General features: G+C 41.2%; 21 protein-coding genes. 4 read left to right on the plus strand and 17 right to left on the minus strand.

The window, feature by feature from the left end; genetic code table 11:
- Positions 1–22 precede the first annotated feature (22 nt).
- Both CFT42_RS05525 and CFT42_RS05530 read right to left on the minus strand, forming a co-directional pair.
- Positions 23–505 carry a methylated-DNA--[protein]-cysteine S-methyltransferase gene (locus CFT42_RS05525; RefSeq protein ID WP_088810353.1) on the minus strand — a complete coding sequence of 161 codons (483 nt, stop codon included), beginning with the start codon at positions 503–505 and terminating at the stop codon, positions 23–25.
- Complete coding sequence (locus CFT42_RS05530) at positions 502–1,053, minus strand: bifunctional transcriptional activator/DNA repair enzyme AdaA (protein ID WP_088815600.1); 552 nt, start codon at positions 1,051–1,053, stop codon at positions 502–504. Before CFT42_RS05530 ends, CFT42_RS05525 begins: the two co-directional genes overlap by 4 nt.
- Before the next feature lie 313 nt (positions 1,054–1,366).
- On the opposite strand from CFT42_RS05530, the gene CFT42_RS05535 reads away from it, so the two are divergent.
- The 3 genes from CFT42_RS05535 to CFT42_RS05545 all read left to right on the plus strand — a co-directional run bounded on the left by CFT42_RS05535 (position 1,367) and on the right by CFT42_RS05545 (position 3,552).
- Positions 1,367–2,005: a lytic polysaccharide monooxygenase gene (locus CFT42_RS05535; protein WP_088810351.1), complete on the plus strand. Its 639-nt coding sequence runs from the start codon at positions 1,367–1,369 to the stop codon at positions 2,003–2,005.
- Between the two features lie 84 nt (positions 2,006–2,089).
- Positions 2,090–2,830: an ABC transporter ATP-binding protein gene (locus tag CFT42_RS05540; RefSeq protein ID WP_088815601.1), complete on the plus strand. Its 741-nt coding sequence runs from the start codon at positions 2,090–2,092 to the stop codon at positions 2,828–2,830.
- Complete coding sequence (locus CFT42_RS05545) at positions 2,827–3,552, plus strand: ABC transporter permease (protein ID WP_088810349.1); 726 nt, start codon at positions 2,827–2,829, stop codon at positions 3,550–3,552. Before CFT42_RS05540 ends, CFT42_RS05545 begins: the two co-directional genes overlap by 4 nt.
- A 7-nt stretch (positions 3,553–3,559) precedes the next feature.
- On the opposite strand, the gene CFT42_RS05550 is transcribed toward CFT42_RS05545, so the two are convergent.
- The 11 genes from CFT42_RS05550 to sufC all read right to left on the minus strand — a co-directional run bounded on the left by CFT42_RS05550 (position 3,560) and on the right by sufC (position 16,310).
- Entirely contained in the window at positions 3,560–4,063 is a 504-nt protein-coding gene (locus tag CFT42_RS05550; RefSeq protein WP_088810348.1) for a hypothetical protein, read from the minus strand.
- 12 nt (positions 4,064–4,075) lie between these two features.
- Entirely contained in the window at positions 4,076–4,885 is an 810-nt protein-coding gene (locus CFT42_RS05555) for a Cof-type HAD-IIB family hydrolase (protein WP_088810347.1), read from the minus strand.
- 79 nt (positions 4,886–4,964) lie between these two features.
- Complete coding sequence (locus tag CFT42_RS05560; protein WP_088815602.1) at positions 4,965–5,918, minus strand: ABC transporter substrate-binding protein; 954 nt, start codon at positions 5,916–5,918, stop codon at positions 4,965–4,967.
- Positions 5,915–6,673, minus strand: a complete 759-nt coding sequence (locus CFT42_RS05565; RefSeq protein WP_088810345.1) for a polysaccharide deacetylase family protein — start codon at positions 6,671–6,673, stop codon at positions 5,915–5,917. The genes CFT42_RS05560 and CFT42_RS05565 overlap by 4 nt, the downstream gene beginning before the upstream one ends.
- A gap of 114 nt (positions 6,674–6,787) precedes the next feature.
- Positions 6,788–8,710 (minus strand): glycosyl hydrolase family 28-related protein, encoded by a 1,923-nt coding sequence (locus tag CFT42_RS05570; protein ID WP_088815603.1) that lies wholly within the window; start codon positions 8,708–8,710, stop codon positions 6,788–6,790.
- A gap of 142 nt (positions 8,711–8,852) precedes the next feature.
- Positions 8,853–10,964 carry a DUF262 domain-containing protein gene (locus CFT42_RS05575; protein ID WP_088815605.1) on the minus strand — a complete coding sequence of 704 codons (2,112 nt, stop codon included), beginning with the start codon at positions 10,962–10,964 and terminating at the stop codon, positions 8,853–8,855.
- A 166-nt stretch (positions 10,965–11,130) separates the two neighbouring features.
- Entirely contained in the window at positions 11,131–12,525 is a 1,395-nt protein-coding gene (sufB, locus tag CFT42_RS05580; RefSeq protein WP_088810342.1) for a Fe-S cluster assembly protein SufB, read from the minus strand.
- Between the two features lie 14 nt (positions 12,526–12,539).
- Complete coding sequence (sufU, locus tag CFT42_RS05585; RefSeq protein WP_088810341.1) at positions 12,540–12,980, minus strand: Fe-S cluster assembly sulfur transfer protein SufU; 441 nt, start codon at positions 12,978–12,980, stop codon at positions 12,540–12,542.
- Positions 12,977–14,203: a cysteine desulfurase gene (locus CFT42_RS05590; RefSeq protein ID WP_088810340.1), complete on the minus strand. Its 1,227-nt coding sequence runs from the start codon at positions 14,201–14,203 to the stop codon at positions 12,977–12,979. Before CFT42_RS05590 ends, sufU begins: the two co-directional genes overlap by 4 nt.
- On the minus strand, positions 14,204–15,505 hold the full coding sequence (gene sufD / locus CFT42_RS05595; RefSeq protein ID WP_088810339.1) for a Fe-S cluster assembly protein SufD: 1,302 nt from the start codon (positions 15,503–15,505) through the stop codon (positions 14,204–14,206).
- A 19-nt stretch (positions 15,506–15,524) separates the two neighbouring features.
- Positions 15,525–16,310, minus strand: a complete 786-nt coding sequence (sufC, locus tag CFT42_RS05600) for a Fe-S cluster assembly ATPase SufC (protein WP_088815607.1) — start codon at positions 16,308–16,310, stop codon at positions 15,525–15,527.
- A gap of 349 nt (positions 16,311–16,659) precedes the next feature.
- Between sufC and CFT42_RS05605 the strand changes: the two genes are divergently transcribed.
- A complete protein-coding gene (locus tag CFT42_RS05605) occupies positions 16,660–17,718 on the plus strand; it encodes an Lmo2079 family surface lipoprotein (RefSeq protein WP_088815608.1) in 1,059 nt (352 codons plus the stop codon).
- A 42-nt stretch (positions 17,719–17,760) separates the two neighbouring features.
- On the opposite strand, the gene CFT42_RS05610 is transcribed toward CFT42_RS05605, so the two are convergent.
- From CFT42_RS05610 to CFT42_RS05625, 4 genes are read right to left on the minus strand one after another with little or no spacing between them, the layout of a single operon-like run.
- Positions 17,761–18,567: a MurR/RpiR family transcriptional regulator gene (locus CFT42_RS05610; protein ID WP_088810336.1), complete on the minus strand. Its 807-nt coding sequence runs from the start codon at positions 18,565–18,567 to the stop codon at positions 17,761–17,763.
- Positions 18,567–19,448: an ROK family protein gene (locus CFT42_RS05615; protein ID WP_088810389.1), complete on the minus strand. Its 882-nt coding sequence runs from the start codon at positions 19,446–19,448 to the stop codon at positions 18,567–18,569. The genes CFT42_RS05610 and CFT42_RS05615 overlap by 1 nt, the downstream gene beginning before the upstream one ends.
- A gap of 5 nt (positions 19,449–19,453) precedes the next feature.
- The gene (locus tag CFT42_RS05620; protein WP_088815610.1) at positions 19,454–19,897 is read right to left on the minus strand and encodes a PTS sugar transporter subunit IIA; all 444 of its coding nucleotides are present in this window, start codon (positions 19,895–19,897) and stop codon (positions 19,454–19,456) included.
- Entirely contained in the window at positions 19,884–20,552 is a 669-nt protein-coding gene (locus CFT42_RS05625; RefSeq protein WP_088815612.1) for an HAD family hydrolase, read from the minus strand. The genes CFT42_RS05620 and CFT42_RS05625 overlap by 14 nt, the downstream gene beginning before the upstream one ends.
- Positions 20,553–20,584: the final 32 nt, after the last annotated feature.

Genomic DNA, 20,584 nt, shown 5'->3' on the forward strand with positions numbered 1-20,584 from the left:
CTCCTAAAAATCGCCAAAGAAACTAACTTCTTTGGCGATTTTCTAGTTTTAGTAGCTGTTCTTTTAATGGTAATCCGCCTCGGTAACCCGTTAGTTTACCGGACTTACCGATGACTCGGTGACACGGGATGGCGATTAAAATCGGGTTGGATCCGATTGCTCGCCCTACTGCTCTAACTGCTTTTGGGTTGCCAATTTGTGTGGCAATTTCTGAGTAGGAAGAAGTCACACCGTACGGGATTTCGCGCAAAGCTTTAAACACGCTTTCTGTAAAATCGCCAACAGAAAAATCTAAAGGCCAGTCAAAAGATATTTTTTCGCCGTTAAAATAGGCTTTTAAGTCCTCCGCTTCCCTTGAAAATTCTGCAGAACGCCTAAATTCCTCATTTTTGTACTTCTTTTCATAAAACGCGATCAATTCGTCGTAGTCGGCGCCAATAAAGCAAACACCGCGTTTCGTTTTCGCAACATATAAACCTACATCGTCAATAAAATCATAAATCATTTCAGCACCTCATTTCGGTATTTGGATGGCGTCATGCCCATTTGTTTCTTAAAAAGAGTGGCAAATTGTGCGGCGTTATTAAAACCGACAGCGCGCGCAATTTGTTTGATTTCCAAGTTTTCCTTTCGCAGCATTTCCTGCGCTAAAATTAGCTTTTTGCGGATAACATAATGATGAATCGTTTCGCCCGTCACCTTTTTAAACGTGCGATGCAAATGACTTTCACTACCGTGGCAAGCAGCAGCAATTTGTTCGAGCGAAAGCGATTCCGCTAAATTACTCGCCACAAAGCGTTTAATGTCCATCACCCATTCGGCATCTGGCACGCGCTCGCCGCCTGATTTACATCTTTTGCATGGCCTAAAACCCGCTTTTATCGCGGCACCACTTGATTTGAAAATGACCACATTCTCATAATTTGGCGCTTTTGATTTGCAAGACGGCCGACAAAAAATGCCTGTCGTTTGAACAGCATAATAGAATACGCCATCAAAATTAGCATCGCAAGTGGTAATAGCCGTCCATTCTTTTTTCGTTGGTTTTTGCATCGTGCCCACCTCCACTTTTATTATAACGCAATCGGGCATAAAATAACGGTTTCAGGAATGAAAAAGCAAGAATTGAAACATTGCTTGCTAAACGTTCGTCATTGTATGGTTTTCCCCTTTCTATGAAAATTTGACTAGCTATTTTCTTCCCAAAAAGTTCTTTTCATGAGGTTTTTCAGAAAACTCCTCGTTTGAATGGTCTAGTTTACAGGAGGAAGCTCTCATTTTTTGATTTTCGTGATTATCTTTGATGGGCTAGGGAAAAGAAAAGCGGGCGCATGTTATTTATGTGTACCAAAAAGGAGGAATAGAGATGAAGAATTTTTTTGGAAAGTCGGCTGTATTTTTAGGGGCTATTGCGCTAACTGTTTCGGGGGCAACGGTTGGCGTATCCGCACACGGGTACATTTCAAAGCCTGAGAGTCGCGCTTATTTAGCGAAACTTGGCGTAAATCAAAATGCGGGGCCAATTCAATATGAGCCGCAAAGTGTGGAAGCAACGGGAAACTTCCCAACTGGCGGACCAGCCGATGGCCAAATTGCTGGCGGGGGGAAATTTAGTGACATGGATGTGCAAACCGATTCGAGATGGAGTAAAGTAAACTTAACCGGTGGCGCAAATACAATTGAATGGACGCTAACGGCGCTGCACCGTACTTCTGAATGGAAATATTATATGACGAAAAAAGATTGGAATCCAAATGAGCCGATTACACGGGCATCGCTTGAGCATCTGCAAACAATTGATGCCGGCAATACGATTCCAACGACAAAAGTCACTCAAACGGTAAATCTCCCAACTGATCGTTCAGGCTATTACGTCCTTCTTGGCGTGTGGGAAATTGCAGACACTGGGAATGCCTTTTATCAAGTGGTTGACGTGAATTTATCGAACAACGGGACATCGGGCAGTTCCCCGTTACAATTTGTACCGACTTCTATCCAGTTTTAAACAAAAAATGAGAGCGGAAAAATTTCCTGCTCTTTTCTTGTGTTACGGCTTCGTTTATAATGATTTTAGGAGAGGAGTAAACGAATGAACGCCATACAAGTGAAAAACGTAACATGTAAATATCAAGAAACTATCGCCTTAAATAAGATTTCGCTTGAAGTGCCTGAAAAATCAACTTGCGCCATTATTGGACCATCTGGCTGCGGGAAAACAACACTTCTCCACGCAATGGCGGGTTTTGTCGCACCAACAGAAGGCGAAATTCGCTTTTTCGGGGAACAAAAAATCGGTTTTCCTGATGAAACTGGGATAATCCTACAAGATTACGCGTTATTTCCTTGGAAAACTGTTTTTGAAAACATCGCTTTAGGTTTAAAAATCAAAAAACAATCTAAGGCCGAAATAAATGACCGCACGCAAACACTTTTAGCGGAACTTGGCCTTGAGGCGTGCCAAAATAAATATCCGCCAGAACTTAGTGGTGGGCAAAAACAGCGCACCGCAATTGGGAGAAGCCTCGCGCTTAATCCGAAAATTTTATTGCTCGATGAGGCCACGAGCGCGCTTGACGCGATGACGAAGGAAAGTTTGCAAAATAGGCTGCTAGAAATCCAGCAAAAACGCGCCACCACAATGGTTCAGGTCACCCACTCCATTGAAGAGGCCGTTTTTCTCGGCCAGAAAATCATCGTCATGGGCACAGGCAACATTAAACAAGAAATCGCCAACCCTTTTTTTGGACAAAGCGAGCTCCGTATGCGAAAAGAATTCTATGACATGTGCCGAACAATTCGTTCCGCGCTCGGAAATGAGGTAGCGAAATGAAAATCAAAATCGCAAACAGCCTCATCGGCATTTTAGGCTTGCTACTCATTTGGGAGTTGCTTTACCTTTTTATTAGTAGCCCCGTCATACCAGCACCGCTTGCAACGTGCGTCTTATTTTTCGAAAAAATCCCCGAACTGATTCCGCATACGCTAATGAGCCTGTACAGAATTGTCGTCGCCATTCTTGTTTCGCTTCTCATCGGAATTCCACTCGGCATTTTCATTGGCGCGAACCAGCTGGCCGACAAATGGCTCTCGCCGATACTTTATTACATCTATCCGATCCCAAAGGTTGCCTTTTTACCCGTATTCATGATTTTATATGGGCTTGGCGATTTATCAAAAATCATGCTCGTCATCTGGATTATCATTTTTCAAATTATTTTATCCGCGCGTGATGGTGTGAAACAAATGGACCCAAACTGGGAGAAAATCATGTTTTCCTTCCAAGCTACGCCTTTTATGAGGTTTAAGCACCTACTTTTACCAGCCATTTCACCGCACATCATTAGCGGGCTTCGCATCGCTATCGGCATTTCGCTCGCCTCACTCTTTTTTGCGGAAAATTATGCAACTACATATGGACTTGGTTACTACATTATGAATGCGTGGTCAGTAATTGACTATCCTGACATGTTTTGCGGTATTTTAGCACTTGCATTTCTCGGTTTTTTCTTATTTAAATTGACCGATTTATTAGGAAAAAGGCTAATCAAATAAAAAACGTTCAAATGAACGTTTTTTTATTTGCAGCTCTTTTTAAAATTAGTTTTTCCCCTGTATCTGTCACAAAAAGATTAATCTCAGCAATTTTAACGGCTGAAAAATTCTTACCGTTTGTTAAAATCTTTATTTTGGAGCCAACTGGATGTTGAATAAAGAACTGCGTTAACTCGACAACGCCCACTCCACCTCTTTGGGAGTAACCTTTTCGGATAACTCGCCCTTTATGTTCCATTTCTAACACTAAAAACAGCATGATAGATTTACCACTTCCTGTTTCAAACCATTTCAATGTGGCTTCTATCGGAATTGTACAAGCTTCAATTGATTTATTTGCTTGCTTATTTAAAATGATAATCACAATAATCATACTGACAAAAATAATGGCACTTATTGCTAATAATACCTTCCAGTAAGGCTCAGTTTGTATATTTAGTGACAGTATACCACCTATAAAAGAAAAAATGGTAAGCAGGATAGCAATATTCATTTTTGCGTCAATACTCATAAAAATAACCCCTTATCGTAATTTTCTCTGCTTTAAAAACTTATAAATGCCTTCTCTTTCATTCGTTTCCGTCACAAAATCAGCTTTTTCTTTCAATTCATTGTTCGCATTCCCCATCGCGACACCGATTCCAGCAAATTCAATCATCCCTAAATCATTTTCACCATCACCAAAAGCAATCACATTTTCTTGCTTCACAGAAAGGCGCTCAGCCAAATTCCGCACGGCCACCGCCTTATCAATTTGCTCCGGCAAAATCTCAATATTGTTCATATGAGAGGACAAAAAGTGCACATTTGGGAGCACTTCAAGCTCCGTACGCAACTCCTGAATCCGCGAAAAATCTTGCTCCTCTACAATTAAACCGTTCACCATCTCATCGACAAACCGCTCGAATACATCTCGCTCATTCACCGAAACATGTTTCACCGCCTGAACGCGCTCTTTATCATCTTCTTGTTTAAAATGGGACGGGACTTCACCAATATAGAACACCGTATCCGTCGAAAAAAAGAACGCCCTTACCTTTTCAGCCTGGCAAATCTCGTAAATTTTTGTAAGCGCATCATTATCCGTTTTCACGTGGTGGAAAATCCCCTCTTTGTTCGCCGCAATTGAGCCATTTGAAGCGATTACAAATGCTTCTTCATGAATATTTTTCGCAAATTCATTCGCCGCATGAAACATCCGCCCAGTTGCCACCGAAAAATAATGGCCTTCTTTTATTAATTTCCTCAAAAGTCGCCGTGTTTTTCTCGGCACCTTATGATTTTTCCCAAGCAACGTACCATCTAAATCGGTACAAATCAAGTATTTCTCCACAACTTTCTCCCTTTCCAAACCTTTACCTTTAATTATAGCGAAGTCCATAAAAACCGCAAGATGAACTTGCGGTTTTAAGTCAATCCAACATCGAAAAATCGGTCATTTCGTCATAAGAATAATCCTTTTGAATCATTTCTTTTTCTTTCGTCCATTTTTCAATGCTATCAAATTGTTTTTTGCTGACTTTTTGAGCTTTTGTATAGTCTTCTTCTTTATTTTCTAAGTAACTTGTCATCGCATCTGGGAATTTATACGTCTTTAAAATATCCGCGTAATCAGCCGCATCATGCTCATTCATATACGCAACACCTTTGTTATACGCCCGGTAAAACGCAGAAATATCCGCTTCGCGGGATTTCACAACATCGCTTGCAAAACTAATTGTGCCACCTTTAATCCCGTATTCTGCGGAGCTTCCGAGAACATGGGCGCCATTTTTTTCAAGAAGAGTGGCTTGAGGTTCTGTAAAAATCACAGAATCCACTTGATTATTCAAAAGCGCTTCATATCGCGCAGAAATCGACGGAATTTGTACGATTTTGTAGCTAATATCATTTTCCGCGGCCATTTCGTCCATGATGTATTCTAGTAAAAACTTCGGCACGAGCGAAAATTCCTTGCCATCAAGCTGTTTGATATCCGTAATCCCTGAATCAGGCGAGGAGAGCAATTTGAAATCTTCATTAATATCGGACGTAATCGTGAAATCCATACCACCGTCACGCATCGAAAGTGCCGTCATCACATCGCCAATCATACCGTCGATTTTCCCAGCTTGAGCCGCGACATTGCGGTCGTTCGGCGCATTAAACGGGGTAATCTCCACATTCACTTTTTCTTCCTCAAAAAAGCCTTTTTCTTTGGCTAAAATAATCGGAATAGCAGATTCTGCTGGCAGCGTCCCAAAACGCAACGGTTTGTTCGTCGTTTCCGTTTTTGTCTCCGCAGCCTTTTCTGGTTCCGAATTTGAACACCCTACAACCACTACACCAACTAAAAGCAACATTAAAATTCCAAGCCATTTTTTCAATTTTCCTTACCATCCTTATGTAAAATTTGTTTCAATTCTTCCGCTGTCATGCCGAGTGCAACAACTTGGCGGTGAAGTTCGAGTGGAGGCGTTTCGCGCTCATTTCGCCCTGGTTTTGTCGTAAAAGCTAGTTTAATTCCTGCTTGTTGCAGGCGTTCCAAATCAGCCTCGCCGTAAGCCCCAAATGGGTACGCGAAAATATCCGGCTCATCGACAAATTCCGCACACGTTTTTAAATCCGCCAAAAGTTCGGCTGTCGTCGCCGTTTGAAATGTGCTTTTCGCACCATCTTGATCATGCAAATCGGTCGTATGGTTGGCAAACGTGAACACGTCACGCATTTCGTTCACCTCGCTCACACTCATAACCACTGATTTTTCTGGATTAAAGCGCTTGGCGGTTTTAGCTAGCCAGCCACGCACAACAAATAAAGTCGCGTGTAAACCACGTTTTTTTAACACCGGGTAAGCGTACCGTAAAACGGATTGGAATGCATCATCAAATGTAATTAGTACGGCATTTTCAGGCAAAGTTTTACCTTTTTCATAAAAATCCCGAACATCCTGCATCGAAATTACATTAAATCCCCCGCTTTGCAACATATCCATTTGCTTTTCGAAGTCATCCACATAAGCAAAAAGCATTTTTGGAAGTGCGGCATCACAATTTGTCGCCACTTCAACCACCGAAGGCGCGCTCTCCCCAATTGCTCCCCGCTCGCGCAGTTCGTGATACATTAAAACATGAAAACTCATTTTCCCCTCTCCCTTTCGTGAAAACACTCACAAGAACCCCTTTCATTTTAGCGGAATGAAAGGGGTTTGTAAATGCGTGATGTGAATTTTAACGCTTATATTTTATAGGAGCGTTTAGTTTGGAATATACAAAGCACGTTTCCCGAGCCCTGCTGAATCTCTCTGCCCAACCTGCACTTGAGCAAATCCCGATTGTCCATCTGCGCGGTAACGAATTGCTAGTCCCGTATAGCTGTTCGCTGGATTTGAAAGTAGACGTGCTAAATACTCGCCATCAACACTTTGTAAATTAAAATCAGTTGTTTTAACAGTCTGATTAATAATTTTTATATTTTTATCATTGAGCTCAAAAATTGGTTTCCAGCTAAATAATTGGTCACCTATTGGGACTTGCTGTTCAACATTTAAGCCATCTTTTGAGACAGATAAGCGATATTTATGATCCTCACCTTCTAAGACTACCCCTTTTCCCTTCGCTTGGTCGGCATTTATAGCGATACCTTCCTTCGCTTGAACATGTCCATTTAAAACAAGTTCGGCATTAGTAAGCGTTGTGTCATTTGGCGCAACAGACAAATACTCGTCCCATCGCCCTCCGCTCTCCTCGTTTAATTTTTCCAATTTAAACTTCTCAGCATCATCCATTAGCATCATGCGATACTGCTGCCTATTGCTTTCTAAAGTTAAATCGGGATTAGTTGCACGTTTAATTCGCATAATGCCGTCCGCTGTCAAAGTAATATTCTCATTATTAAGCTTTGTTTCTACTGAATTGATTGACAAGTGTGTTTTCCAAGCCGTACCTTCCGTATGTCTATCCAAATTCAGTGCGTTGGTAGAATCCTCCAAAGCCATCCGATACTTTTGTTTATCACTTTTTAAAGCTAGTTTTGGATTTAAATTCCCCTCAATTTGAGCCGCATCACGGATTTTAAAAATATAATCTGGATAACTTGAAACGCCAAGAACACTATTATTGTTCTCTACCATCGATACTTTTGTCATATCATCAGAAATAACTAAATTTTGTATAGCCATTTCTTCCAAAGCTACTTTTTGAGTTAAGCTATAAATGGTTGACATTATCGTATTTTTCAAATGGAACTCTCCTGAACCTCCGTCATTCATAGCAGCTTCCCCGCGAATCGGCAACACCATAATTTCTTTACATTTAAGGTTACCGCTTCCTTCTGTGATAAGTGCATTCCCTGTAATCCGTTCATTCGTTTGAGCGGAAACAGTTAATCCGATTGCCTCTCTAGTAACCGCTTTAAATGAAATTGCCGTATTAGCAAATGCAGCCGAACAGCCTGCCATATTCACACCTCGGCAATCTTCATATTCAAATGCAGTTCCAATTCGAGGTATGTTAGGTTCAATCGTATCATTTGGATGATTAGCAAACCCCTTGCAGCCAATTAAATTAATTTCCTGATACTTCTTAAAGTAGTAACAAGCTTTTCCAAGCAAGTCATTCTCGCTTACATGGCTTTCCTTTAGTGCCGTTTCTTTTTTCACACGGGTAACGGTACTATTTTCTAGCAAAATAGTTTGCCCTAATTTATTAGGCTCTGTTACAAAATTAAATCCACTATGATTGTAATGAAGGTTCATAATGCTGACATTGCGAAACGAAACTTTGTCATATCCGTTTTCCACTAAAATACCGTCAGCATTCGCGTTATTACAATTAATATCAATCCCTCCATCAATATTTATCCCTGTATTAAATATTGTATTCGGATCTGCGGTAGATTGCTTAAAATAAAGTAACGCCGCTCCTTCAAATCCCGTTAATGCTGTAATTCTTGTTTTATATGATGTTTCTGTTAAAATTTTAATCGCTGTTGTTTGAACAATAATTGGAGATTTAATAGCAATTCCTTTTGCTTTTGGAAAATAAACACTCGCCCCACCACGTCTCGCAGCTTCTTCAAAAGCTCTATTAATTCCTGCTGAGTCATCCGTCACACCATCTAGCGCAACATTATAATCACGGATATCAATAATGTCATCGACAATAGTTGCATAAGTCATTTTAATCCTCTCCTTTATTCAAATTTGCTAATATTTCTATTAGCACCTAAAATTTAGCACATGTTCAACATTCTCTCAAGAAAGGTATACACTCATCTAAAAATGAAAATCCCCGCCACATTCCGCAGCGGGGATTTTCAATTTAATAACTTACATTACTTAACTTTCTATCCTCAACATTTTTGCCTTCGTACTTAACCACATCTACTAGCAGAGTATCATAATCCAAATTATATAAATCCATCAGTTCCTTAATATAGTTCATCTTTCTTGAGTTCGAAAGATGAATATACACATATACGCCAGACATTACCTCGCTATTTGTTACCGTTGCTTCGCCTGAAAACATTGACTCTAAGCCAGTTTGGCCTTCTGCTTTCATTAGCTCGATAATGGGCATGCTGGATATTTCCGTTAACTCTTTTACGAAATGGACATAGAACTCTTTCCATGTTGTCACAAATTGATAGTCTTCATCCTTGAAACGATAGCCTTTTATTTTATAACCAGTGAAAGTTTGTTCGCCGTTATAAACGATCATTTCATTTTCTGGAATGGTTGGCAAAAATTCTGTTTGCGGGTACGTCCAAATTTTAAGCGCGATTTCAATTAGTTCTTCTGTTCGTTGATTGATTTCTTCCTCGCCCCAATTTTCAGCGTGAGCGGGAAGTTTATTTAGATTGACGAAATGGCTCTCTTTAAATCCTTTTTCCATATTTTGTTTTTCTAAAAAAGATTTGTTGCTGTATTTTGAGTTATAGCCCGTCAGTGTTAAATTTCCGAGCCTGTTTAAGTACATTTCGTGGATTTGCTTGTAATCTTGCCCTAACTCTTGTTGCCATGCGAGCGTCAGCCGCCGCGGCATAATGTGCTCAATCGAATATTTTCGCGCGCTAACGCCTTCATAAATCTGCAGTTCTTCGGCATGCCCAAAATTTTCCAACCGCTCAAAAAAATAAGTTCTAAAAGCAGCGTTCATATTGTAAAAATCATTTGCGCGTAAATGGTCGTTGATAACGAAATCGTCCGGAATTTTTGCAGTACTCGTTTTGGTTAAAATTAGGTAACTAAATAAATCTTTTAGCGTGGGCGTGTCATTTGACTCTGCTCTCAACCGTTTTAAGTCGCGGTACAAAGTTTCAATAACTTTGTTAAGAGAATTAGACGGTATTTTAGCAATCATTCTTCTTGCGATGTAGTTTTCTAAAATGGTGAAAACATCGACAACTTCAAAATCTTGCAAGTCATTTTGGTTGTAATCGTAAAGAACCGCCATTAGGAACGGGCGTACAACGGTTGATTGCAATTCATTGAAGCGTCTCAAAATGGCATTGATTTCTTTGTTTTCCGTGTTGCCTTCCAAAATTTGCTGATAGGCTAGCGAATATTCTGAAAGCTCATCGAAAAAGACCGCCTTATTATTAAATTTGCTACTATAAAATTCCGTAAACGTTTCATATACCTTCGAGATATTCGGATATTTGCTATTCTTAACGGTTAAGTAGTCTCGAAAAAACGAGCTTAGCTGAAATTGTGTCCGCTCTTCAATTGGTTCCCAGTAATTTTGGAAATGCGCCAATTGCAGTTCTTGCTTTTCATTCATCAAAAGAAAATTCCGAATTTTATCGGCATCGGTCAAATCCACACCTGTCGAATTTAAACTTTCAAAAATGAGTTGCGGGTCATCATCTGGTGAATTCAAATTGACAATCATCACTTGTAATTTTTCTATCGCATTCATAAGTTCGTCGAGAGAAATGCTTTCCTTTTCCAGCTCATGATAAAAATATTCATAGTTTATCGTTAAATTTGAATGCTTCACAAAGAATTTTTCGTCACCAAATAACTTTTTATATGTATGAAAATCTCTAGAATTCGGTATCAATTTATATTTATCTACATCGCGACTGAACGCGTCCATCAAAAATGCATTTTCAATATTGGCCGGGTTCACCCGTTCCCCTGTCAATTGGTGTGCTTCCATCCAGTTTTTCAACGCCAAAAGAAGCAGTGATATGGTTGTAAGTCGCTGTTGCCCGTCGATAACAATAATTTCCTGTGATAAATTTCCCGGTTTTACGACCATACTTCCAAAAAAATGCGTCTGTCTATGTTCTTTCTCTAACATCATTAAATCTTCCATGAGCCGTTTGCAGTTTTCTATCTTCCAATCATAATTCCGCTGATATACTGGAATTATCAGTTTTGAGGCACCGCGCAAATATTCTGTCAGATGCCTTACATTACCTTCCATATTTTCATGTCCTCCTCCGCTTTCGCTAGGTTTCGCGAAGCTGTTGTTTAATTGTCTATATGATAAAAGTATAGCATGAAGTATATTTCAAGTGAAATAAGAATTCTATCTATGAAAAAAAACGGAAATAAAGCGAAAGTCGCTTCATTTCCGTTTCAATATTACCTTAACCAATCGATCCTTCCATCTCAAACTTAATCAAACGGTTCATTTCAACTGCGTATTCCATTGGCAGTTCTTTTGTGAATGGTTCGATGAAGCCCATGACGATCATTTCGGTTGCTTCGACTTCTGAAACGCCGCGGCTCATGAGATAGAAAAGTTGTTCTTCGGATACTTTGGATACTTTTGCTTCGTGCTCAAGGGAAATATTATTGTTTAAAATTTCGTTGTATGGAATCGTATCGGATGTCGATGCGTTGTCCATGATGAGCGTGTCACATTCGATGTTTGAACGAGCGCCGTCCGCGTTACGGCCAAAATGGACGATGCCGCGATACGTTACATTACCACCGTGTTTCGAGATGGATTTTGAAACGATTGTGCTCGATGTGTTTGGTGCCATGTGCATCATTTTTGCACCGGCATCTTGGCGTTGGCCACGACCGGCGATGGCGATGGAAAGTGTCATACCACGTGCGCCTTCTCCTCTAAGGTAACAAGACGGGTATTTCATTGTCAGCTTGGAACCGATGTTGCCATCAATCCATTCCATCGTGCCATTTTCTTCAACAAACGTCCGTTTCGTTACGAGGTTGTAGACGTTATTTGCCCAGTTTTGAATGGTAGTGTAACGGCAATAAGCACCTGGTTTTACGACGATTTCAACAACGGCCGAGTGAAGCGAGTTGGTCGTATAAACGGGGGCTGTACAGCCTTCCACGTAGTTGACGCTTGCGTTTTCGTCGACGATTATAAGCGTCCGCTCGAATTGTCCCATGTTCGGGGAATTAATTCGGAAGTAGGCTTGTAGTGGCGTGTCGATTTTAACGCCAGGTGGTACATAGATGAACGAACCTCCCGACCAAACGGCGGAGTTTAATGCAGCAAATTTATTGTCAGATGGTGGAATGACTTTCGCGAAGTATTCCTTGAAGATGTCTTCGTTTTCTTTTAGCGCGGTATCAGTATCTTTAAAGACGATGCCGAGTTCTTCCAAATCTTTTTTCATATTGTGGTAAACAACTTCGGATTCATACTGTGCGGATGCACCTGCCAAATATTTCTGTTCGGCTTCTGGAATGCCAAGTTTGTCGAATGTACGTTTAATTTCTTCTGGAACCTCGTCCCAAGATTGAACGGTTTGTTCAGAAGGTTTCACGTAATACGTGATGTCCTCGAAGTCTAGTTCTGAAAGGTCTCCGCCCCAAGTTGGCATCGGCATTTTGTAAAACTGTTCGAGCGATTTCAAACGGAAGTCGAGCATCCATTCGGGCTCTTCTTTAATTTTGGAAATTTCACGTACAACATCTTCCGTTAAACCGCGTTCTGTACGGAAAACGGACGTATCTTTATCATGGAATCCGTATTGGTATTCGCCAATATCTGGAATTTCAGTCATATTAAGTTCCTCCTTTAACGATTTTCGCTTTCGTGAATGGCCCGCTCCATGGCTTTCCATGCTAGGGTTGCACATTTAATTCGCGCTGGAAATTTTGCGACGCCTGCTAGGGCTTCCACGTCACCAAATTCATCTATCGCTTCATGTTCGTGTCCTTGGACCATTTCGGAAAACTGGTGAGACATTTCAAGCGCTTCGTCTTCCGTATGCCCAATGACACTTTCTGTCATCATGGAAGCACTTGCCATCGAAATGGAACATCCACTTCCCGTAAAGCTGGCAGCTGTAATTTTATTGTCATCTATTTTCAAGTGCAAATGAATTTCATCACCACATGTCGGGTTGTTTAAGTCTATTGTGACGTTTGACCCGGCTAACTCCCCTTTATTCCGAGGGTTCTTGTAGTGATCCATAATCACTTGTCTGTATAGACCGTCTAATTTGCGACTGCTCATAAGCCAAAATACTCCTTCGTTAACTTTAATCCTTGAATGAAAAGATCAATTTCTTCTTTTGTGTTATAAATATAGAAACTTGCGCGAGCCGTTGAGTTCACGCCAAGCCATTTCATGAGTGGTTGCGCACAGTGGTGCCCGGCCCGAACGGCGATACCTTCTTCGTCAAGGACTGTGGCAAGGTCGTGTGGATGAACGCCGTCCAAATTGAACGTCACAAGACCTGCGCGCTTATGCGCATCTAGCGAGCCGTAAATGGTAATGCCAGAAATTTTTTGCATTTCGGCGAGCGCATAGCTGACAAGCTCCTGCTCATATGCATGAACCGCATCCATGCCGATTTCTGTCAAATAATCCACCGCCGCACCAAGCGCAATTTGTCCGCCAATCGTTGGTGTGCCGGCTTCAAATTTCCACGGCAACTCTTTCCACGTCGAATCATACAGTTCAACGAAATCAATCATTTCGCCACCAAATTCAGTCGGCGCCATTTTTTCTAAAAGTGCTTTTTTCCCGTATAAAACGCCGGTTCCAGTTGGCGCCATCATTTTATGCCCTGAGAACGCATAGAAATCCACATCGAGCGCACCTACATCGACGGCCATGTGCGGAACGGCTTGCGCCCCGTCAACCACGATGACTGCCCCGTGGCGATGCGCGATTTGAGCGATTTCAGAAATCGGCGTCACCGTACCGAGCACGTTTGAAACATGCGCCAAGGCGACAATTTTCGTTTTAGCGCCAATCACGGAAGCCGCTTTTTCAACAGAAATGGTTCCATCTTGTTCGAGTTCGATAAATTTCAGTGTCGCACCTGTGCGCTTTGCAAGCTGCTGCCACGGAATGAAGTTGCTGTGGTGTTCAAGATGTGAAATAACAATCTCGTCCCCGCTAGAAACATTCGCCGCCCCGTAGCTATCCGCTACCAAATTAAGTGCCGTCGTCGTACCACGCGTAAAAATAATTTCCTGCACATGGCTCGCCCCAATGAATGCCCGCACTTTCTCACGCGCACCCTCGTAAGCATCCGTTGCCCGGCCAGCAAGCGTATGCACACCGCGATGAACGTTCGCATTGTCTGCTTCATAATAATGCGTGAGCGCGTCAACAACCTGTTTCGGCTTTTGCGCAGTCGCCGCATTATCAAAGTAAACAAGCGGTTTCCCATTCACTTCCTGCTCAAGAATTTTAAAGTCAGAACGAATTTTGGCGAAATCTTTCATTTAGCGCACTTTCCCTTCGATAACTTCCTTCAGCATCACTTTCACGCCTTCAATTGGCAATTGTTTCACAACAGGATCAAGGAACCCGTGAATTACAAGGCGCTCCGCTTCCTGCTTCGAAATGCCGCGGCTCATCAAATAGAACAGTTGAACTGGGTCAACACGACCAACCGAAGCAGCGTGCCCCGCGACAACGTCATTCTCATCAATTAGGAGAATCGGATTCGCGTCACCACGCGCACCTTTACTCAGCATCAGAACACGCGACTCTTGCTGCGCATCAGACTTCGAAGCGCCGTGCTTAATATGTCCAATACCGTTAAAAATCGTCGTCGCCTTATCTTTCATGACACCGTGGGATAAAATAGTCCCAGTGGAGGCTTTCCCGTAATGAGTCACTCTTGTCGTCACGTTTTGGGTCTGCTTGAAACGACCAACCGTCACCGTCTTCACATCGCCAGTTGAGCCATCACCCATTAAATTCGTGATATTTTCATTGATGGTGTCGCCGTCATTCATTAGACCAAGTGCCCATTCAATGGTTGAATCCGCACCAATATGACCGCGACGATTCATATACGTCGTAACGCCTTTTGAAAGGTTGTCTACCGCACCAAATGTAATTCGCGCATTGCGATTCGCGATGACTTCCTCCACAATATTTGCAATTCCAGTGCCTTCCGCGTCAAGCGAAACATAGTTTTCCACGTAAGTCACCGAACTATTGTCGTCCGCCACAACTAAAACGTGATTAACGAGCGGTTTTTTCGCATCTTGTTGCACAAAAATCGTTTGAATTGGCTCACTGATTTCCACGTTCTTCGGCACGTATAAAAATACACCGCCATTCACAAGTGCCGCATGAAACGCCGTCAACTTATGTTCGTCTACTTGAACCGCTTCGTTCATAAAATATTGTTTAAAAAGATCTGGGTGTTCTTTGGCTGCCGTCACAATGTCCGTTAAAATAACGCCTTGTTCTTGCAGCTCCTTGCTAAGTTGTAATCTTGCCGGACGCGCATCCACTTGCACATAATAGTTCGCATCCGCTTTATTTAAATCAACCAAGTTGGTTACCTTTTCAGCTAAAGCTTCGTTTGAAAGCCCCGTACTAGCTCCTTCAAACGTATCAAACTCCGTAAAATTCCAGCGTTCAATCTTCGTTTTATCCACAAATGGCAAGTCAAGTTCACTTGCTAATTTCCAAGCTGCCAAGCGACTTTCGGTTAAAAAAGCTGGTTCGCTAGCATGTTCAGAAAAGGCGCGGATAAAATCATCCTTTACAATTACATTTTCTGTCATGATTTTAACCCCACTTTCCTTATTTTTCGACTACGTCTTCTTCCTCTTCGAATTCAATGCCAAGCTCTTGCTTAATCCAATCATAACCCTCTGCTTCTAAACGTTTAGCAAGTTCAGCGCCGCCTTCTTTCACGACTTTTCCTTGCATCATTACATGCACAAAATCAGGCTCGATATAGTTTAGTAAACGCTGATAATGCGTGATAATCAGGCAGCCAAAACCTTCGCCGCGCATTGCATTGACGCCTTTTGAAACGACTTTAAGTGCATCAATATCAAGGCCCGAGTCAATCTCATCTAAAATCGCAATTTCAGGTTCAATCATAAGGAGTTGGAGAATTTCATTGCGTTTCTTTTCACCGCCAGAAAATCCTTCATTTAAATAGCGTTCAGCCATTTCTTCGTCCATATCTAAAAGTTCCATCTTCTCATCTAGTTTACGAATAAACTGCATAAGTGGAATTTCTTTTCCTTCTTCACGTCTGCTGTTAATCGCTGCGCGAATAAATTCAGCATTTGTAACGCCGCTAATTTCACTTGGGTATTGCATCGCTAAAAACAGACCAGCACGTGCGCGCTCATCGACTTCCATTTCGAGCACATCTTCTCCGTCTAGCGTAATACGTCCTTTTGTTACTTCATATTTAGGATGCCCCATAATCGCAGCCGAAAGTGTCGACTTCCCTGTACCGTTTGGCCCCATTATGGCATGAATTTCTCCAGTTGAAATTTCAAGGTTAACACCTTTTAAAATTTCTTTTCCTTCTATTTCAACGTATAAATCTTCAATCTTAAGTGTTGACATTCAAAATACCCTCCCCAGTTTGTTTTACATGCAATCTCGCATAGTCCTAGTTTAGTATAATTCTAATTTGATTACAACTATAAAAAACTGCACAATTTATCTTCTATCCTTCATTTTACTATGAACAAGGCAATTTTTCCACCTCGGTTTAAATTATCATTTTTTACTTCTTATTTGAGAATTTATTCCTTATCTTTTAGTCGAAAATTCATTCTACCTACACAAAATTTCAATTTCATCAGAAAAAAGAGGTTGTCTAATAGGGTGTGATATGTTATCGTTAAGCTAACGTAATATTTTTGAAACAATACTTTAATTCTGTAATATTATTCATCGGAGGAGATTTTTTATGAAAAAAGTAATAATAGGTATCGGCCTACTATTGCTATTTCTCTCGTTACAAGGGTGCAGCTCTCCCAAGTCAGACTTTACAAATGCCATGAAAAAACTAAGTGCAAATAAACAATTTACAATAGATACCAAGGTCAAAGTTAATGAAGTATCTTCCAACTACACGGAGAAGCTTGGGATAAACGACTTAAATACAACAGAAGTAGACTTAAAAATTTCTGCTGATACAATGCTTCAAACTTCTGGAATGGACGCCAATGTGCACTGGAGCAATTATTCACTGCATGTTCAGTCGCTCCAAAATAACCGTAACGGACTCATTTATATTCCAGTTGATATTTTCTACACAATCGACCCAAATATTGAAGATGCGCTAGGCCAAACGTCTAAACAAGTCTATCACACTGTTTTGGATAAAAATGAAGATTTGCAAGGAAAATATCTTGATTTTTACTCTGCTCTACAAAATATTTCCAACCAACCAATTGATAAAAAAACGGTTCAAAAACAAGCGAAACAAATCAATGAGTTGGAAAAAGAAACCGGTATTGCTTTATATGAATTTATGAACCAACTGGATGATGATCGCTTTAAAACAAATGAAGATGGTACGGTTGAAATTTCTATCCATAAAGAAGATTTCGTCACCTTATCCGATAAGCTACTTACAGCTTGGGATAAAAACAACGCCATTGTAAACCTTCTCTCGGGACAAAACGATGAGTCGACAATCACTGCAAAAAAAGAATGGCAAAACTATCAAAATAGCGTGCGCGCTTATTTTAAAAAGCTAAATGCTGACAAAAATCGCAAACTAGACATTCGTATGAAACTTGTACCCGACTCGGACTATGGGATTAGCAAACTAACGCTCGACACGGATTATGAAAACAAAGCGAACAATGATCATTTTAATATAACGACTGAATTAAATTGGTTACCATACGAAAAAGTACCTGCCATTCCGTCAAGCGATGAAATCGTCACAAAGAAAGAGCTTGATAAAGTCATCTCAGATGGATTAAAATCGTATTTGCAAATTGAAAATAATAAATAGCACTAAAAAACGCGCTTTCGATTTTACGAAAGCGCGTTTTTTTTAATAGAACTCTTTGTTGACGGTATGGATTGTTTTTTCCATATTTTCATGCATTTTATGGTCTTCGAGTAGCATAAGGGAAATAATGTCCATCACATACATAAGCGAAAACTGACTATTGACAAAATATTGGTTGCTCACAAAAAGGCTGTTGTAGACTGGAATGTTAATGTCGCTAAGCTCGACCATTTCATTTTTTTCAAAACTCGTGAACGTAATGATCTTGCTACCGTTTTCTTTTGCTTTTTTTAGTGTGCTAATGAGTTCGCTCGTGTTGCCGGAATTTGAAATCCCGATTACAATATCGGAAGGCTTCGTAATCGCGCCCGTAATAATCATCATGTGTGACTCATTGAGACCTGTTGCGTTTAATCCCATGCGAATGAAGCGTTGCGACATTTCGATGGCCGTAAGTCCGGAGCTGCCTAAGCCACAAATATAGACACGTCCAGCTTCACGAATTAAATTAACGACTTTGCGAATTTCAGCTTTATCAATCATTTTCACTGTATTGTCAATTACTTTATGATAAAACGAATACACATCTTCAAAAATATCTTCATAACCCGCTGGTGGCAAATCTGTTGTTGCCGTGTTGATTTTTATTTTCAAATCAACAAAACTTTCACAGCCAAGCCGCTTACAAAAGCGTGTAATTGTCGCGCTTGACGCCCCCGTTTTCTTCGACAAATTCGTAATCGTAATATTTTTAATCGAGTTGCTTTCCTCCAAAATATATTTAGCAATTTTCCGCTCTTTTAAAGGTAAAACATTATACATTTGCTGGATTTTCTGCAAAATATTCATCACACACGACCTTCTCTACTTAAAAAATGGTAAAGCGCCCCGACCATGCCCGCTTCATTCCCAAGCGTTGCAAACTCGATTTTTGCCGTGTTAAATGAATCAGACACTAACTGGTCTAAAACGGCCGTTTCAATTCGAGGTTTAAAATATGTTTTTTGTTCCATAATGCCACCGCCTAAAATGATAACTTCAGGATTTAAAACATAAATTAAATTTACAAGACCCGCTGCCAGATTGCAAATCCAAACATCGACAATCTTTTGAATTTCACTATCGCCGTTTAGCGCGCGTTTCATAATTGATTTCCCCGTCAAATTAACCTCACCCGTTACCAAACTCGCTTGCCGAATGAGTTCGCTTGTTGCCGCAAGTTCTTGGAAATGCTTGCCATTAACGCCCATATATCCAATTTCGAGAGCACGGTTTGAAGCGCCGCGAAGCAATTTGCCGTCTGCTAAAAAGGCGCCGCCAATACCCGTGCCAATCGTCAAACATAAAACGGACTTGAAATTTTTAGCGCCCCCTAAATAAAACTCACCAAGCGCCGCACAATTCACATCATTTTCAACTTGGCATGACAATTGATACGCCTCTTCAATTCGCTCTTTTATTTTCGTCCCCGTATACCCCGGAATCGTGTAGCCCGCATAACTAATTTCGCCGCGCTCCGTATCCACAACGCCTGCAGACGAAACCGCAACGCCCGAAATCCCGACCTTATTTTTAGCCACAATGTCTAGCACAGCTTCCATAATAAAATTTTCCGTCTTCGTCAGTCTCGTTTGCACCATTTGAACCGGCGTAAGACGCTCACCCGACTCACTAAACTTCGCAAACTTAATAGCCGTACCACCAATATCCATACACAAATATTCCGCCACAATCGTCACCCCTCTGTAAGCACCTCATAAAAGGCCGCTTCCGTTTTGGCATCAATTAACCGCAAAACACGCTCTTCCTCCATAAGCACCTCCGCAAGTTCCCCGAGCAGCTCCAAATGATCGTCCGCACTCGTTGCCGCAAGCGTGATCACAAGTTTTACCGGATCAAACATTTCACTGCCAAACACAACCCCTTCTTTCATTGTAGAAAAAGTGAGTCCTGCTTCATTCACCCCAAATTCCGGCCTAGCATGTGCGAGAGCGACATTTTTGGCAATCACAATATAAGGTCCGTTTTCGTGCATTGAACGAATCATTGCTTCGACGTACGAAGCTTCAATGGCGCCTCTTGCTAAAAGTTTTTCAGCAGATTTTCGGATTGCCTCTTCAAAGTTTTCTGCCGAAACACCAATTTCAATATCCTCAAGCTTTACATTATCCATTAACAATTTTATCCACCTCTTTTTTCAACTGACCTACATGTAATTGTGCTAAAGAATCAATGATTTGATAATGGGGAGTTAAATCACTGTATTTGGTCACCTCATTTGGCACAACAATGACCGGCATACCCGCCTGATTTCCCGCAATAAGTCCATTTTTCGAATCCTCAATGATAACCGCCTCGCCAGGTTCAACCGCGAGCTGCCTAGCCGCCTCTAAAAACAAGTCAGGCGCCGGCTTAATTCGCTCCACATCCTCCGCCGTAACAATGACATCAAAATAATCGATTAAGCCTAAACGCGTCAAATGCGAAGTCGGCTTTGCCCGCTTAGATGATGTAGCTAAAGCCAATTTCAAGCCGTACTCTTTCACCGCTTCAATAAAAGCACCCACCCCTTCTTTAGGCGGCAATGCTTTACTTCTTTCCAAAAAAAGCGCGCTTGTTTCTTTGGCGAATACCTCTTGATTTACCGTCATATTTTTTTCATGTGCAAGTTTTTGAAAGAACGCTTGATCATTTGCGCCTACACAAATTAAAAATTCCTCAACAGATACATCATAATCGAGCTCTTTTTTGAACCATTCTTGAAAAATCTCATACCAGATTACTTCTGTATCAACGATTACCCCGTCAAAATCCATAATGACCGCTTTTAGCATAATTTCCCTCCTAGAAACAGATAAAATTTGGA

The organism is Listeria goaensis (assembly GCF_900186125.1).
Taxonomy (GTDB): domain Bacteria; phylum Bacillota; class Bacilli; order Lactobacillales; family Listeriaceae; genus Listeria; species Listeria goaensis.

Bases quoted from the DNA above. Each gene is read 5' to 3' on its own strand.
- CFT42_RS05625 (WP_088815612.1), bottom strand. From the start codon at position 20,552: ATGCTAAAAGCGGTCATTATGGATTTTGACGGGGTAATCGTTGATACA.
- CFT42_RS05535 (WP_088810351.1), top strand. From the start codon at position 1,367: ATGAAGAATTTTTTTGGAAAGTCGGCTGTATTTTTAGGGGCTATTGCG.
- CFT42_RS05605 (WP_088815608.1), top strand. From the start codon at position 16,660: ATGAAAAAAGTAATAATAGGTATCGGCCTACTATTGCTATTTCTCTCG.
- CFT42_RS05590 (WP_088810340.1), bottom strand. From the start codon at position 14,203: ATGAAAGATTTCGCCAAAATTCGTTCTGACTTTAAAATTCTTGAGCAG.
- CFT42_RS05565 (WP_088810345.1), bottom strand. From the start codon at position 6,673: ATGAGTTTTCATGTTTTAATGTATCACGAACTGCGCGAGCGGGGAGCA.
- CFT42_RS05575 (WP_088815605.1), bottom strand. From the start codon at position 10,964: ATGGAAGGTAATGTAAGGCATCTGACAGAATATTTGCGCGGTGCCTCA.
- CFT42_RS05545 (WP_088810349.1), top strand. From the start codon at position 2,827: ATGAAAATCAAAATCGCAAACAGCCTCATCGGCATTTTAGGCTTGCTA.
- sufB (WP_088810342.1), bottom strand. From the start codon at position 12,525: ATGACTGAAATTCCAGATATTGGCGAATACCAATACGGATTCCATGAT.
- CFT42_RS05550 (WP_088810348.1), bottom strand. From the start codon at position 4,063: ATGAGTATTGACGCAAAAATGAATATTGCTATCCTGCTTACCATTTTT.
- CFT42_RS05530 (WP_088815600.1), bottom strand. From the start codon at position 1,053: ATGCAAAAACCAACGAAAAAAGAATGGACGGCTATTACCACTTGCGAT.
- sufU (WP_088810341.1), bottom strand. From the start codon at position 12,980: ATGAGCAGTCGCAAATTAGACGGTCTATACAGACAAGTGATTATGGAT.
- sufD (WP_088810339.1), bottom strand. From the start codon at position 15,505: ATGACAGAAAATGTAATTGTAAAGGATGATTTTATCCGCGCCTTTTCT.
- CFT42_RS05525 (WP_088810353.1), bottom strand. From the start codon at position 505: ATGATTTATGATTTTATTGACGATGTAGGTTTATATGTTGCGAAAACG.
- CFT42_RS05570 (WP_088815603.1), bottom strand. From the start codon at position 8,710: ATGACTTATGCAACTATTGTCGATGACATTATTGATATCCGTGATTAT.
- CFT42_RS05540 (WP_088815601.1), top strand. From the start codon at position 2,090: ATGAACGCCATACAAGTGAAAAACGTAACATGTAAATATCAAGAAACT.
- sufC (WP_088815607.1), bottom strand. From the start codon at position 16,310: ATGTCAACACTTAAGATTGAAGATTTATACGTTGAAATAGAAGGAAAA.
- CFT42_RS05610 (WP_088810336.1), bottom strand. From the start codon at position 18,567: ATGAATATTTTGCAGAAAATCCAGCAAATGTATAATGTTTTACCTTTA.